This window comes from Hespellia stercorisuis DSM 15480 (assembly GCF_900142165.1).
GTDB lineage: Bacteria > Bacillota > Clostridia > Lachnospirales > Lachnospiraceae > Hespellia > Hespellia stercorisuis.
In genome coordinates this window covers 14,257-30,331 of record NZ_FQZY01000034.1, presented here as the reverse complement: position 1 = coordinate 30,331, position 16,075 = coordinate 14,257, and the positions used below count along the sequence as shown (strand labels likewise).

The 16,075-nt window shown below is 51.6% G+C and carries 11 protein-coding genes; 9 read left to right on the top strand and 2 right to left on the bottom strand.

Features of this window, described 5'->3' with window-relative positions:
• Window positions 1-53: 53 nt before the first annotated feature.
• The 8 genes from BUB85_RS12030 to BUB85_RS11995 all read left to right on the top strand — a co-directional run bounded on the left by BUB85_RS12030 (window position 54) and on the right by BUB85_RS11995 (window position 12,112).
• Window positions 54-1,451: a SpoIIE family protein phosphatase gene (locus BUB85_RS12030; protein WP_073110824.1), complete on the top strand. Its 1,398-nt coding sequence runs from the start codon at window positions 54-56 to the stop codon at window positions 1,449-1,451.
• A 97-nt stretch (window positions 1,452-1,548) separates the two neighbouring features.
• Entirely contained in the window at window positions 1,549-3,120 is a 1,572-nt protein-coding gene (gene tilS / locus BUB85_RS12025; RefSeq protein ID WP_159434642.1) for a tRNA lysidine(34) synthetase TilS, read from the top strand.
• Entirely contained in the window at window positions 3,104-3,631 is a 528-nt protein-coding gene (gene hpt, locus BUB85_RS12020) for a hypoxanthine phosphoribosyltransferase (RefSeq protein ID WP_073110788.1), read from the top strand. Before tilS ends, hpt begins: the two co-directional genes overlap by 17 nt.
• A 29-nt stretch (window positions 3,632-3,660) precedes the next feature.
• Window positions 3,661-5,493 (top strand): ATP-dependent zinc metalloprotease FtsH, encoded by a 1,833-nt coding sequence (gene ftsH / locus BUB85_RS12015; protein WP_073110786.1) that lies wholly within the window; start codon window positions 3,661-3,663, stop codon window positions 5,491-5,493.
• A complete protein-coding gene (locus BUB85_RS12010) occupies window positions 5,486-7,525 on the top strand; it encodes a glycoside hydrolase family 13 protein (RefSeq protein ID WP_073110784.1) in 2,040 nt (679 codons plus the stop codon). The genes ftsH and BUB85_RS12010 overlap by 8 nt, the downstream gene beginning before the upstream one ends.
• A gap of 160 nt (window positions 7,526-7,685) precedes the next feature.
• Entirely contained in the window at window positions 7,686-9,539 is a 1,854-nt protein-coding gene (locus tag BUB85_RS12005) for a glycoside hydrolase family 2 protein (RefSeq protein ID WP_073110782.1), read from the top strand.
• 25 nt (window positions 9,540-9,564) lie between these two features.
• On the top strand, window positions 9,565-10,506 hold the full coding sequence (locus BUB85_RS12000) for an N-acetylmuramoyl-L-alanine amidase family protein (RefSeq protein ID WP_242945412.1): 942 nt from the start codon (window positions 9,565-9,567) through the stop codon (window positions 10,504-10,506).
• Window positions 10,507-10,645: 139 nt separating this feature from the next.
• The gene (locus BUB85_RS11995) at window positions 10,646-12,112 is read left to right on the top strand and encodes a sodium-dependent transporter (protein WP_073110780.1); all 1,467 of its coding nucleotides are present in this window, start codon (window positions 10,646-10,648) and stop codon (window positions 12,110-12,112) included.
• A gap of 77 nt (window positions 12,113-12,189) precedes the next feature.
• On the opposite strand, the gene BUB85_RS11990 is transcribed toward BUB85_RS11995, so the two are convergent.
• Both BUB85_RS11990 and BUB85_RS11985 read right to left on the bottom strand, forming a co-directional pair.
• Window positions 12,190-13,053: a methionyl aminopeptidase gene (locus BUB85_RS11990; RefSeq protein WP_073110778.1), complete on the bottom strand. Its 864-nt coding sequence runs from the start codon at window positions 13,051-13,053 to the stop codon at window positions 12,190-12,192.
• Between the two features lie 395 nt (window positions 13,054-13,448).
• Window positions 13,449-14,825, bottom strand: coding sequence for a DUF1015 domain-containing protein (locus BUB85_RS11985; RefSeq protein ID WP_073110776.1), 1,377 nt, complete (start codon window positions 14,823-14,825; stop codon window positions 13,449-13,451).
• Between the two features lie 161 nt (window positions 14,826-14,986).
• On the opposite strand from BUB85_RS11985, the gene BUB85_RS11980 reads away from it, so the two are divergent.
• A complete protein-coding gene (locus BUB85_RS11980) occupies window positions 14,987-16,063 on the top strand; it encodes a 6-phosphofructokinase (protein WP_073110773.1) in 1,077 nt (358 codons plus the stop codon).
• Window positions 16,064-16,075: the final 12 nt, after the last annotated feature.

Below are 16,075 nucleotides of genomic sequence, written 5' to 3'. Positions count from 1 at the left end.
GAGATGATCCTAAAGCTTTTTCTTTTGGATATGGGGGAGCCGATATGGAAGAAATGGAAACGGGACAAGTGCTGCACACGAGTCCGTATGCGATTCAAATAGAAAAATTTGCAAATTCACTGCGCCAGCTGTCGCGCATGTTTCTGCGTCTGGAGGAACCGAAGCGCTCTTTCTCCGGGGAAGAGGTGGAGGATATGTTCCTGGAGGTAAAGGAGCGGGTCTGCACCCACTGTGAGAAATGCGCCTGGTGCTGGGGGGAACAGCAGGTGGGCACCTGGCAGATGGGATATGAAGTGCTGGCGGCTATCGACACCTACGGAAATGAACTGAATGTGGAGATGAAACGAAAGCTCCAGAATCGCTGTGTCAGAGCTACGCAGTTTCTGAAGGAGACACTGGATGTGTTTCACGATGCGAAGAAAAATATGCTGTGGCTGAATAAGATGGCATGGAGCAGGGAAGGCTGTGCGTTGCAGCTGGATACATTTGCTGATATGATCCAGGCAGAGTCGAGGGAGCTGGAGGACAGCATCATCTCGGATGAGCGCAGCGCGAAGCGGATCGAGACAAGCCTCAAGAAGCTGGGGGCGAGAGTGCTCTACACAACATTTCTCATCACGGAGGAGGGGAAATATATGGTGTATCTCACCGCCCGGGCGATGCGGGATTCCTGCGTGTCATGCAGGGAGATCCTGCGCGTGGTCTCTGAGGTCACGGACCGGGATCTGGTCTGGCAGAATGAAGTGGGACAGGTGCTCGGCAGAGAGTATGTCACACTGGTCGCCATCGACGGACCAGAGTACTACATTCTTCCGGGAATCGCCAAGATCGGAAAAGGCTGCAGCGAGATTTCCGGGGACAGCTTCATGATGACGCACCTCCCCGGCGGAAAACAGGCGGTCGCAATCTCTGACGGCATGGGAGCTGGAGAGAGTGCGCGCCGGGAGAGCACCGTGGTGATGGATTTGCTGGAGGAGTTTTTAGAGGCCGGGTTTCCGGTGAAGAGCGCCATACAGATGATCAACACCGCGCTCGTCATGGGGCGGGAGGAGATACATTTTGCAACCATCGACATGACCGTATTCGACCTGTATACCGGGGTTTGCAGGCTCATCAAGGCAGGGGCGTCCTCCACATTTATCAAGCGGGGAAACAGCGTGGAGCATCTGAGCTCGACCAGCCTCCCGGTGGGGGTGCTGCAAAAGCTGGAGGTGGATATGCTGGAACGGCAGATGGAGAGCGGGGATTTTCTGATTATGGTAACGGACGGTGTGCTGGATGCACTTCCAGTGGGGGAGCAGGATCTGATTCTGGAGACCATCATCTCCGGAACCAGCAAGAGCAATGCCAGAGAGATGGCACACCACATTCTGGAGCAGGTGCTGGGCTGGAATGGGGAGGCGCCGCTGGACGATATGACCGTGCTTGTGGTAGGATTGTGGAAATGCTGAGGAAAATGACGATCGAGTTGGCATTGATACGATTTGCCGGATATGTTATAGTGATACTATGATAGAAAAAGTAAAAAAATATATAAGACAATTTCATATGATAGAGGATGGAGATCGATTGATTGTTGGCGTATCCGGGGGTGTGGACTCGGTATGCCTGTTTTTCGTGCTGTTGGAACTGCAGAAGGAATACAGTTTTGAGATGATCGTCGTGCACGTGAACCACCAGCTTCGGGCACAGGCGGCCGATGAGGATGAACAGTTCGTGGAGATGCTGTGTAAGGAGCACAGGGTTCTCTGCGTGAGCAGGCAGATCGATGTGCGGAAGGTGGCTGAAAAATCCGGCTGCTCGCTGGAGGAGGCCGGGAGAAACGTCCGGCGGAGCGCATTTGCGCAGGTGCGGCAGGAATACGGTGGAACGAAGGTCGTGATGGCGCACCACAAGAATGACAATGCAGAGACGCTGCTGATGAATCTGGCGCGGGGAACCGGTCTTCGCGGAATGGGCGGCATGAGCCCGGTCAGAGGCAGTGTGATCCGGCCGCTGCTGTGCGTGGAGCGCAGGGAGATCATGGAGTATGCCAGGAGCCGCCTGATCGCGTATCGGACGGATGAGAGCAATATCAGTGACGACTATACAAGAAACCGGGTGCGCAATCATGTGCTCCCCTTTTTTGAGGAGCATGTGAACCGCCAGAGTGTAGAGCATATCAACGCGGCCATGAGCCAGATGCGGGAGATTCAGCGTTATATGGAGGATCAGGTGAACCTGGCCTTTGCACAGTGCGTGGCGGACCGCGGTGCGGAAAATCCCGGGAAAGGCGGCATGGAGCTGCTTATCCGGAAATCGGAGTATGAGAAGCAGGCGGAGGTGATCGGCAGGATGATCCTGATCCGGTGTATTTCCCAGGTGGCGCAGAAGGAACGGGATATCACCCGGATCCACATCCGCGCGGTGCGGGAGCTGTTTGACAGACAGGTCGGCCGGAGTCTGGATCTGCCCTACGGACTGCTTGCGGTGCGGGACTATGAGGGGGTGGTCATCCGCAGGAGAAGTGCGCGCAGTGAGCCGGGGATAGAGCCGGTGGAGCTGCAGATTCCAGGAGTGACGACGATTCCGGATCTGGGAGTGACAATAAATTGCACGATTCTGGAAAATCGAGAAGATTTTTCTGTGAATCAGATCCCGCAAAAGACCTACACGAAATGGTTTGATTATGATATAATGAGCACTAGTGAGGCACCGTGCTCGCACGAGTGGCGAAAGGCGAAAGGCGATCATGATAGCTGCAAAGCAGCGTCAAGCACTGAAAGTGCGAATCATGATATAATGAGCACTAGTGAGGCACCGTGCTTGCACGAGTGGCGAAAGGCGAAAGGCGATCATGATATAATAAAAGATAAACTGACTGTGCGGACGAGACAGACCGGAGATTACATTTCCATTGACAAAAACGGTGGGACACAGAAGCTGAAGTCTTATTTTATCAATAATAAGATACCGGGCGAAGTGCGCGATACACTTCTGCTGATCGCACAGAACAATCAGATTCACTGGATACCCGGGTATCGGATGGGAATTGATTGTCAGATAAATGAATACACAAAAAAAGTACTGCAAATAAAAGTTGAACAAGACGGAGGAAATTGGTATGGCAGAGACAATTAGGGTATTGGTACCGGAAGATGAGGTAGACAAGAGAGTCAGGGAGTTGGGAAAACAGATCAGCGAGGCGTATGCAGGAAAGCAGGTGCATCTGATCTGCGTGCTCAAGGGCGGCGTTTTTTTTATGTGCGAACTGGCCAAGCGGATTGAGGTTCCGGTCACGATGGACTTCATGAGCGTCAGCAGCTATGGGGACGCAACCGCATCCAGCGGAGTCATCCGCATCGCGAAAGATCTGGATCAGACGCTGGAGGGCAAGGATGTGCTCGTTGTGGAGGATATCATCGATTCAGGGAGGACATTGTCCTACCTGTTGGAGATTCTTGAGAAGAGAAATCCGAACAGCATGAAGCTCTGTACTCTGCTCGATAAACCGGACCGCAGAGTGAGAGATGTGAAGGTAGACTACGTCGGATTCAGTATTCCGGACGAATTTGTTGTGGGATATGGACTCGACTACGCACAGAAGTATAGAAATTTACCTTTTATCGGTGTGGTAGAGGGGATAGAGTAAAAGAGAAGTTTGGAAGGAGAACCGAGAAGTTGGATAATAAAAAGTATAGAGGAATCAGCGGAGCGACTGTTTTTTCCGTGATTATTCTGGTCCTTCTTGTGCTTTGGTTCGCAAACCGGATGCAGGTACAGAACAATGAGATGACCTACACACAGTTTGTGAAGGAAGTGGAAGGAAATAATATCAGTAAAGTTATAATCAATCAGAACAAAACAGTTCCTACAGGAGTAGTGACAGTGACGCTCAAGGACGGCGAGAGTGAGAAGGACGCCAAGACAGTGTATGTGTCAGATGTCAACGACGTGCAGGCGCTTCTGGAGAAGAGGGAAATCGATTATGAGATGCCAAATATCCCGGAGGATTCCTGGCTGTCGACAATGCTGCTCCCTATGATCATCATGTTCGGGGGAGTCATGCTTTTGTTTGTGCTGATGAACCGTCAGGGCGGAGGCGGAACCAACGCCAAGGCCATGAATTTTGGAAAGAGCCGTGCAAAGCTCAGCACGGAGGACGAAAAGAAGGTTACATTTGAAGAAGTGGCCGGATTAAAAGAGGAAAAAGAAGAGCTGGAGGAGATTGTGGATTTCCTAAAGGCGCCGAAGAAATATATTCAGGTGGGAGCCCGGATTCCCAAGGGAGTTCTGCTGGAGGGCCCTCCGGGAACCGGTAAGACCCTGCTTGCCAAGGCGGTAGCCGGGGAGGCTGGCGTTCCGTTCTTTACTATCTCCGGATCAGATTTTGTGGAGATGTTTGTCGGAGTCGGCGCATCCCGGGTGAGAGATTTGTTTGCAGACGCGAAGAAGAATGCGCCGTGTATCATTTTCATCGATGAGATCGATGCGGTTGCAAGACGACGTGGAACCGGAATGGGCGGCGGTCATGATGAGCGCGAGCAGACATTGAACCAGCTGCTGGTGGAGATGGACGGATTTGGTGTCAACGAGGGAATCATCGTGATGGCGGCGACGAACCGGAAGGATATTTTGGATCCGGCAATCCTGCGACCGGGACGTTTTGACCGGGATGTCATCGTGGGACGCCCGGATGTGCAGGGAAGAGAAGACATTTTGAAGATCCATGCGAGGAACAAACCGCTGGGGGACGATGTGGATCTGAAACAGATTGCGCAGACAACCGCAGGCTTTACCGGAGCGGATCTTGAGAACCTGCTCAACGAGGCGGCGATTCTGGCGGCCAAGGAAAATCGCATGTATCTGCTGCAGTCGGATATCCGCCACGCATTTATCAAGGTGGGAATCGGACCGGAGAAGAAGAGCCGTGTGGTTTCCGACAAAGAAAGAAAAATCACAGCATATCATGAGGCGGGTCATGCAATCCTGTTCCATGTGCTGCCGGATGTGGGACCGGTCTACTCGGTTTCCATCGTTCCGACTGGCGGAGCGGGCGGATACACGATGCCCCTTCCGATGAATGACGATATGTTTAACACAAAGGGACAGATGCTCCAGGAGATCACGGTATCTCTCGGGGGACGTGTTGCGGAGGAAGAAATCTTTGACGATATCACAACGGGAGCTTCTCAGGACATTAAGCAGGCGACTGCCCTTGCAAAATCAATGGTAACGAAGTTTGGTATGTCCGAGGCACTGGGACTGATCAACTATGATAACGACAGCGATGAGGTGTTTATCGGACGGGATATTGGACATTCCGGACGGGGGTATGGTGAGCAGGTGGCGAGTACGATCGATCAGGAAGTAAAACGGATCATCGATGAGTGCTACTCCAAGGCGAGAGCCATTCTTCAGGAATATGATTCAGTTCTTCAGGCCTGCGCTGCACTGCTTTTAGAAAAAGAAAAAATCACAAGAAATGAGTTTGAGGGGCTGTTTGATGAATAGAGAGGCTTTATTTTCCGACGGGACAGTGAATTATGTTGTTCCGCCGGATCCGTATCCGAATGCATCGGTGACGATATATTTCCGAACGGAAAAAAATGACGTAGAAGAAGTGTATCTCGTGGCAGGGCGGGAACGATATCTGATGAAAAAAGCGGAGACCAGAGAGAATTTTGACTATTACGCTTATCTGGTAATGCTCGACACACAGGTATTTTCGTACTGTTTTGAGATTAAGGCAGGCGACGAGGTCTGTTATTACCATAAGTGCGGTGCAGCCGATGCGCCGGTGGAGTGTTATAATTTTGAGATCATGCCGGGATTTTCCACGCCGGACTGGGCCAAGGGTGCGGTGATGTACCAGATTTTTGTGGATCGGTTTCGCAACGGGGACAAGACCAATGACGTGGAGGATCGGGAGTACATTTATATTGGGGAACCGAGCAGAAAGATTCGTGACTGGGACCGTCCGCCGTCCAATCCGGATATCCGGAATTTCTATGGCGGGGATCTGGCGGGAGTATTTGAGAAACTGGACTATCTGCAGGAGCTTGGGGTGGAGGTCATCTACTTTAATCCCCTCTTTGTCTCACCGTCCAACCACAAATACGATATTCAGGACTATGATTACATCGACCCGCATTACGGGAAGATTGTTCATGATGGCGGGGAGGTTCTGCCCGAGGGCGTGACGGACAACACCCGCGCCACGAAGTACCAGAGCCGTACCGGTGACATTGCAAATCTTGAGGCGAGCAACGCGCTGTTTGCGGAGCTGGTTGAGGAGCTGCACAAGCGTGGGATGAAGGTGATACTGGACGGCGTGTTCAACCACTGCGGATCCTTTAACAAATGGATGGACAGAGAGCGTATTTACGACCAGCAGGAGGCTTATGAAAAGGGGGCTTATGTCTCACAGGACAGCCCGTATCACACGTTCTTTCATTTCTCGGATGAGAAGGCGGAGAACTGGCCGTACAATTATCGCTATGACGGATGGTGGGGACACGATACACTTCCGAAGCTGAATTATGAGGATTCAACGAAGCTGGAGCAGTACATTCTGGACATCGGCAGAAAATGGGTCTCACCGCCGTACAATGTGGACGGATGGAGACTGGATGTGGCCGCGGATCTCGGTTACAGTAATGAATACAATCACATGTTCTGGCAGAATTTCCGTCAGGCGGTAAAGGAGGCGAACCCCAATGCGCTGATTCTCGCGGAGCATTACGGTGATCCGAAGGACTGGCTGCGCGGAGATGAGTGGGACAGTGTCATGAACTATGACGCGTTCATGGAGCCGCTCACCTGGTTCCTGACCGGAATGGAGAAGCACAGCGACGAGCGCCGTGTTGATCTTTGGGGCAATGCAAACAACTTTGTGAACAGCATGAACCATTTTATGGCGAGTATGCTGACACCGTCTCTTCAGGTGGCGATGAACGAGCTGTCCAACCATGATCATTCCCGGTTCCTGACAAGAACAAACCATATTGCAGGGCGTGTGGAAAATCTGGGGACGAAGGCTGCCGAGGAGGGCGTGAACAAAGCGGTCATGCGTGTGGCGGTGACGATGCAGATGACCTGGGTCGGTGCGCCGACCATCTACTATGGCGATGAGGTCGGGCTGTGCGGATTCACGGATCCGGACAACCGGAGAACCTACCCATGGGGGAATGAAGACAGGGAACTTCTTGATTTCCACAAGGATATCATTGCGATCCATAAAGAACATAAGGTGTTCCGTAACGGCTCTCTGCGCATGCTTACATGGAGTGATAACGTGCTGGCTTACGGAAGATTTCAGGGGGATGAGCAGATTGTTGTCATTCTGAACAACAGCAAGGAAGTGCGGGAGATCACGGTGCCGGTATGGCTTGCCGAGGTACCGATGACCGGTCGTATGCGCCGGCTGCTGTTGACGTATGAGCAAGGGTATTCGGTGGAACCGGATGAGTATATCGTCGAGAATGGTGAGGTTGTGCTCAATCTGGGGCGGCATTCTGCGGTGATCCTGAAGAGCAGGAAGTAGCCGGAGAATAGGGTACACTTAGTGAATGCAGATGCACAGCAAATAGAGTATGCATAGCAGCGAATGAAGACATTACAGATAAAAAAGAACAGAAAAGAGGGAGACAATTCTGCCGGTCGGTGGGAGTGTCTCCCGTTATGCTTACAAAGGGAGGCAGATTATGCAGCAGCTATATACAAAATGGGGAAGAGAATTGGATGGGGATCACGTGTTGGAGGAATATCCGAGACCGATGCTGGTCCGGGACAGTTTTGTGAATCTGAACGGATATTGGAAATACGCATTTCAAAAAGATTCCGGGATTCCCCTCAAATATGATGGTGAGATTCTGGTGCCATTTTCTCCGGAAACGGCGTTGTCCGGCGTGAAAAGACAGCTGCAGCCGGATGAATATCTCTGGTACTTCCGCACATTTCCGGTGAAGAAGGAACTGGTAGGGCGGAGGGCGCTTTTGCATTTCGGCGCGGTGGATCAGGCATGTCAGGTCTATGTGAACCGTAAGAAAGCAGGACGGCATACAGGGGGATATCTGCCTTTTACTGTTGATATCACGGATTATCTGATGGCGGGAGATAATGTGCTCATGCTTCAGGTCAAGGACGTGAGTGACACCTCCTGGCATGCGCGGGGCAAGCAGAGCCTGAAGCGGGGCGGTATGTTCTACATGGCCCAGAGCGGGATCTGGCAGACGGTCTGGATGGAATATGTGCCGGATAATTACGTGGAGAAGCTGGTCTGCACGCCGCTGTATGATGAAGAGAAGATTCGGATTGAAGTGCGCGCAGAGATTGAATGTCCGGTGCGGATCGAGGTATCCGAGGCGGAAGTGGCGGAGGATGCTGTGCGGTCAGAAGCGATGGGTGATACAGTGCTGTCAGATGCGGCAGATGATGCCGAGCTGTCAGAAGTGGCGGAGGATGCTGTGCGGTCAGAAGCGGCGGGAGAGGCTGACGCAGACAAACGCCAATGTATCGCATGTGCGGACGGTCTGGCGAACACGGCGATCGAGATCTCGATTCCGCAGATGAAATCGTGGACGCCGGAGACCCCTTATCTGTATTCGTTCTCCGTGGAGATGGGCGGGGATCATGTGGAGAGCTACTTTGCCATGCGCTGCTTCACGCTGGAGAAGGACGAGCAGGATACTCCGCGGCTCTGTCTGAACCATCAGCCCTGTTTTCAGCGGGGAGTGCTGGATCAGGGCTACTGGCCGGACGGACTTTATACCGCGCCAAGCGATGAGGCTCTGATCTTCGATATCATGGAAATGAAGAAGATGGGGTTTAATATGATGCGAAAACATCTCAAGATCGAGTCGGAGCGGTGGTACTATCACTGTGACCGGCTGGGGATGATCGTGTGGCAGGATATGGTAAATGGAGGAACTGCCTACAAATTCTGGTACGTCACTTATCTGGCAACATTTTTGACCAGAATGGGAAAGAGCCGGAAGGACGGCTATACACGACTGCTCTCCCGACGGGACAAAGAGGGGCGTCTGGAATTTGTGAAAGAAATGAAAGAAACGATTGAGTTGCTATATTCACATCCAAGTATATGTACATGGGTGATTTTCAACGAAGGATGGGGACAGTTTCAGACTGCAGACATGACGGATATCGTGCGGGAACTTGACCAGACCCGGCTGATCGATCAGGCGAGCGGATGGTTCGACCAGGGCGGCGGTGATATGCAGAGCATTCACAACTACTTTTTTGAACTGAATCTGCTCCCGGAAAAGGAGCGAGCGACCGTGCTGTCGGAATTTGGCGGATATTCTTTGCGTGTGAAGGGACATAGTGCTTGTGAAAAGCTGTATGGTTATGGTACATTTAAAGATATGGATTCTCTGAATGCGGAGTACCGGAAACGGCAGCAGGAGGCAGAGAGCGAGATTCCGGGGGGATTGTGTGCCACGGTGTACACGCAGGTGTCGGATGTGGAGGAGGAAGTTAACGGAATCTTCACTTATGACCGGGAGGTACAAAAGATAAAGAAACCGGAAATCAAATAGAAAATGAGAAGGACAGAGGGAGACATTGAATAAGAAGAAAAAAATGATTCTTGCAGGATGCTGTGTGATTGCAGCCCTGGCACTGGGCGGCGGGTATCTGGTTTATCAGAACCAACAGGTCAGAGCGGAGGCAGAAAAAAAGAGTGAAGAGCAGGCCGCTGTAAAAAAAGAGGCGGCAGCAAAGGTGAAGGCGGAAAAAGAAGAAAAAGCTGAGAAAGAAGCTGAGGCGCAGAAAAAGGCGGAGGAAGAGGCGCAGAAGAAAGCCGAGGAAGAGGCCGCCCGGAAGAAAGCCGAGGAGGAAGCCGCGGCGCAGGCGGCAGCGAAACCGGGAACCGGAAAAATCGTTGCTATCGATCCGGGGCATATGTCCCAGAGCGTGGATCCTTATGATACCGAGCCGAATGGCCCGGGATCGGATGAGATGAAAGCGAAGGACACGTCTGGAACGAGCGGGAGCTATACAGGACTGCCGGAGTATCAGCTGAATCTGGATGTGTCATTAAAGCTGCGGACCGCACTGGAGGCGCTTGGATATCAGGTGGTGCTGACGAGGGATACGAACGATCTGAAGCTGAGCTGTATTGAACGGGCGGCCATCGCCAATGATTCCGGCGCGGATATCTATATTCGGATTCATGCAAACGGGAGTGAGAACGGAGATGCATCCGGGGCACTGGCACTGATCCCGTCTGCAGAAAATGCCTACAATGGCAATTTATACGAGCCCAGCAACCGGCTTGCTCAGTGTGTGCTGGACGCATACTGTGGTGCAACCGGCTTCGGGAATCTGGGTGTGCAGTGCAATGATACGATGACGGGAAACAACTGGAGCAGCATTCCGGTTATGATCCTGGAGATGGGATTTATGACCAACGAATCCGATGACATGCAGATGGCGGATGACGCGTTTCAGAATGCCATGGTGCAGGGAATTGTGGACGGAATCAATGCTTATTACGGGCAGTAAAACGGTGAAGAAAAAACGTGAAGTATGATCGAGAAGTAAGAACGTGGAGCAAGATCATGAAGTAAGATTGTGGAGTGAGACTGTGAAATATGATCGAGAAGTAAGATTGATATAAAACAATGAGGAAGGAATTAACAAGATGCAGAACAGAGAAAAATTTGGATCCAGACTTGGATTCATCCTGGTATCCGCAGGATGCGCGGTGGGGCTGGGAAATGTGTGGAAGTTCCCATACATGGCAGGAAAGTACGGCGGAGCGGCATTTATCCTGATCTACCTGCTGTTCCTGGTGATTATGGGGCTGCCGATCATGGTGTGTGAATTTAGTGTGGGCCGCGGAAGCCAGAAGAGCGTTGCGACATCCTTTAAGGAGCTGGAGCCGAAGGGGAGAAGATGGCATGATTTCGGATATTTCGGAATGATTGGAAATTATGCACTGATGATGTTTTATACGATGGTCGGAGGCTGGATGCTCTATTATTGTTTCCGCACTGTCCGGGGGGAATTTAGTGCCAACGGTCTGACGGCCGACATGGTGGCGGACAAGTTCAGCCAGATGCTGGCATCGCCCGGAACCCTTACCGTGTGGATGATGATTGCGGTTGTCCTGTCCTTTGGGATCTGCTCGCTGGGCGTGCAGAAGGGTGTGGAAAAAATCACGAAGATCATGATGATCTGCCTGCTCGCATTGATCGTGGTGCTTGCAGTCAATTCCGTTACCCTGCAGGGGGCAAAAGAGGGGATTCGGTTCTATCTGGTTCCTGATTTTGCTGCCATGAAAGAAATCGGAATCGGAAATGTTGTCTTCGGTGCCATGTCTCAGGCATTTTTCACGCTGAGCATCGGCATCGGTTCCATGGCGATTTTCGGCAGCTACCTGGATAAAGACAGGTCTCTCACCGGGGAGGCACTGAGCATCACGCTGCTGGATACCTTTGTGGCGCTGATGGCAGGTCTGATCGTGATACCGGCCTGCTTCGCATTTGGCGTGGAGCCGGGGGCGGGGCCGTCGCTGATTTTTATCACACTGCCCAATGTGTTTCATGAGATGCCCGGTGGCAGAATCTGGGGAAGTCTATTCTTCTTATTCCTGTCATTTGCGGCACACTCGACGATTATTGCCGTGTTTGAGAACATTATTTCCTTTGCGATTGACCTCTGGGGATGGACGCGGAAAAAGGCTGTTTTAGTGAATATGGTGCTGATCATTGTGCTGTCAATGCCGTGTATTCTAGGCTTCAATGTCTTCTCCGGATTTCAGCCGCTCGGAGCCGGGACGGGAATCATGGATCTGGAAGACTTCATTGTTTCCAGCAATCTTCTTCCGCTCGGGTCATTGGTATATCTGATGTTCTGCACGCACAAAAATGGATGGGGATGGGACAACTTCATCCAGGAGGCGGACTCGGGCAGTGGAATCCAACTCCCCAAGAGCCTTCGCGGATACATGATGTATGTGCTGCCGTTACTGGTGATCCTGATCTATGTGAAGGGATACTGGGACCTGTTTGCACCGCAGGGAATCGGTGTGTTGGTGCCGTGGATGGGAGTTGCGTGTGCATTTCTCGGGATCGTGCTGTGGTTTGCATACGGAAAGCGGAAATAAGCTTAACCTGTCATCAATAAAGAGAAGAGTTCCCGGACGCTGTTTGTCCAGAAACTCTTCTCTTTGATATTGTACATTTATTTCGTTAAAACTTCATGACCGTCTTCTGTAATCAGAACCATATACTCAATCTGTGCAGACAGCCCGTCATCGATGGTGTAGACTGTCCAGTCATTGTCCTCGTCGACAAAGAAATCCGGACTGCCCTCGTTGATCATCGGCTCGATGGTGAACGTCATGCCGGGAACAAGAAGCATCTCGCTGCCCTTTGGTGTGACATAGCTGACAAAAGGATCTTCATGGAACGCGAGACCGATTCCGTGACCACCGATATCCTCCACGACAGAGTAACCATTTTCCTGAGCGTGGGTGTTGATTGCGTCTGCGATATCTCCCAGATGGTTCCACGGTTTCGCCTGTGCAAGACCCAACTCCACACATTCTTCGGTGACGCGGACGATGCGCTCGGCACGTTCAGAAATCCTTCCAATCTTGAACATGCGGGATGCGTCGGAAAAGTAGCCATCTAATATAGTAGAAACATCAACGTTGACAATGTCGCCCTCCTGCAAAATGATGTCTTCACTCGGAATGCCGTGGCAGATCTCGTTGTTGATGGAGGTGCAGACACTCTTCGGGTATCCTTCGTAGTGCAGGTCTGCCGGGATGGCGCCATGTCCGTAAGTGTATTCATTGACCCAGGTGTTGATCTGCTCGGTGCTGACGCCTGCCTGAATGCGTTCTGCCACATAGTCGAGAACACCGGTGTTGATTTTGGCACTCTTTTTAATCAGTGCAATCTGCTCCTGTGTCTTTAAAATCTTACGAGAAGGTACAATCTCGCCTTTCAGTGCATGCTCCTGAATCTTTTCCTCGATTGGCAGGTGGCATTTTTTATACTTCTTTCCGCTGCCACACCAGCAGATATCGTTTCGTTCCATTTCTTTCTCTCCTTTATTTGTTTAAATATTCTAAAGCTGCCGTCGACCGGAAGGCGACGACCGGCGCACGTTATCAGCGCGGCCTTGTCAAGCGGATACTCGGGATCCGCTTTGCTGCTTTTTGTAGTCTTATGCAGTTTTGCTGTCGTCTCAGCAGGAGATTACAGTTTCTACCGCGGATATCTATAGGGGGTTAAATAAAACTAACCCGATATATTTTACCACAGGACGCAAATTAGTGCAATGGTCCTTAATCATTATCCGGTGACAAAGTAAAGCGGACATTGTAAATTTTCCTAATCCGCCACTTACTGCCGCGCACTTGAACGTCTTAAAGCAGCTGGATGTTCAAGTACAAGCAGCGAAGCGGATTGTGGGTGTCCGATTTACGGGGATTACGGACGATCAAATTCGTGAATAAACAACCCGCTTCGCAGCTTGGGCTCGAACCAGGTTGATTTCGGCGGCATCAGCCGGCCGGCATCCGCGACGGCCAGCAGTTCGTCCATTGAGGTCGGGTACATGGAGAATGCAACACCGGTATCTGCGGCGTCCACGGTGCTGCTCAGCTCTGTCAGCCCGCGGATTCCTCCTACGAAGGCGATGCGGTCATCGGTCTTGGGATCATGGATGCCGAGTAGCGGTTCCAAAAGTGCATTCTGCAGAATGGAGACATCCAGACCGTCGACCGGATCGTCGGACAGGATGTGCGCTCCGGCGGTGAGCCGGTACCAGGTTCCCTGCACATACATTCCGAATTGTCCTTTCTCAGACGGAGCAAACGGGCTTGATCCCATGGAGGCCACCTCGAAGTCACGAGCCAGAAGCGCCATGAAATCAGAGACGCTGTGGCCGTTCAGATCCTTGACGATCCGGTTATAATCGAAGATGTGAAGCTGCGGGGCCGGAAATAAAACAGACAGGAAATAGTTGAAATCTTCACTGCCGTTAAAATCCGGATGCATCTGCCTGCGCATTTGCCCGACTTTGACGGCGGACGCGGCACGGTGGTGCCCATCGGCGATGTAGACATTTGGAATACCGGCAAAGATATCAATGATATCGTGGATGCTGTCCGGGCTGGAAACCAGCCACACACGGTGGTGGATCTGATCCTCCGATATGAAATCGTGGACCGGAGTCTGCGACTTTATACAGGAAACAATTTCATTTATTTGCCGGTTCTCCCGGTATGCAAGGAAAATGGGGCCGGTCTGCGCGCTGCAGGTGTCCACGTGGCGGATACGGTCCAGCTCTTTTTCGGCCCTCGTATTTTCATGCTTTTTAATCGTGCCGTTCAGGTAGTCGTCGATAGAAGCGGTGGCGACGAGACCTGTCTGGGTAATCACAGACGGTGGGAAACGGTCCGGACGCGGAACTGCGCCGGAAACAGCCGCGGCAGCAGCCGAGGCTGTTCCGGTGGTGATCGCCGCAGTGGAGACTGAAGCAGCCGTCGTAATAGCAGCAGTATCCGTGAGCGGCATGGTGAGTTCATAAATATAGAAGCAGTCCTCTTTATCCCGGACAAAATAACCATCATTCATCATCTCGTGAAGCGTGTCGCGAGCTTTATCGTAGATCTGCTGACTGTACATGTCGGTGTCATCCGGAAACTGTGTCTCTGCTCGGTCGATCTTCAGAAACGACAGCGGGTTGCCGGCAACGATCTCCTTTGCCTCCCGGCGATTGTAAACATCGTAGGGCAGGGCCGCAATCCGGGCGGCAGCATCAGCACGCGGCCGGATGGCTGCGAATGGTTTTATAGTTGTCATAATTGATCTCCTTTTGTTTTTAACAACGCCCTAAGTATAGCACAATTGACCAGGCTTTTGTTAAGTCTTTTGTTAAGTGAGATTTTTAGTTGTTTGGGAATAAAAAATGGGGTATACTAAATTGGTAGTTTATATCTCAGTGAAATAAGGAGGAATTTGTTGTGTTAAGAATTGGAATGTTAACCAGCGGCGGAGACTGCCAGGCATTGAATGCAGCCATGCGCGGCGTTGTAAAAGGAATATATTCGAAGACGGATGATGTGGAAATATATGGATTTCAGGATGGGTATAAAGGTCTGATGTACAGCAACTTTGAGATGCTGACATCTAAGGATTTTTCTGGTATTCTGACCAGAGGCGGCACGATTCTCGGTACTTCAAGACAGCCATTCAAGCTGATGAGAGAGCCGGATGCGAATGGATTGGACAAGGTGGAGGCTATGAAGCATACGTACCACAAGCTGAATCTGAACTGTCTGGTGATCTTGGGAGGAAATGGAACGCACAAGACAGCGAACCTGCTGCGTGAGGAGGGACTTGATATTATCACGCTGCCGAAGACCATCGACAATGATCTGTGGGGAACGGATATGACTTTCGGTTTTCAGAGCGCGGTGGACATCGCGACGGACACCATCGACCGTATCCACACGACGGCAACTTCGCACAGCCGTGTGTTTATCATCGAGGTTATGGGACACAAGGTTGGATATGTGACACTGCATGCGGGAATCGCAGGCGGCGCGGATATTATTCTGCTTCCGGAGATTCCTTACGACATCGATGTCATTGCGGATGTGATCGAGAGGAGAGCGCAGGCAGGAAAACCATTTACCATTCTTGCGGTTGCGGAGGGGGCAATCTCCAAGGAGGATGCGCTGCTCACGAGGAAAGAGTACAAGAAAAAGATTGCCGAGAGAAAATATCCGTCCATTGCCTATGAACTGGAACAGCAGATTCAGGAAAAGATGGATAAAGAAGTGAGGATTACGGTGCCGGGACATACCCAGCGCGGAGGCTCACCTTGTGCATACGACAGAGTGTTTGCGACCCGCGCCGGAGCGAAGGCTGCGGAACTCATCCTGAACGGGCAGTTTGGCTATATGGTAGCCATGAAAAACGGGGAGTTCACACAGGTACCGCTGGGCGATGTGGCAGGAAAATTAAAATACGTGGATCCGGATGCGAGCATCATCAAAGAGGCGAAGATCACGGGGATCAGTTTCGGCGACGAGTAATCGCGGCCAAAA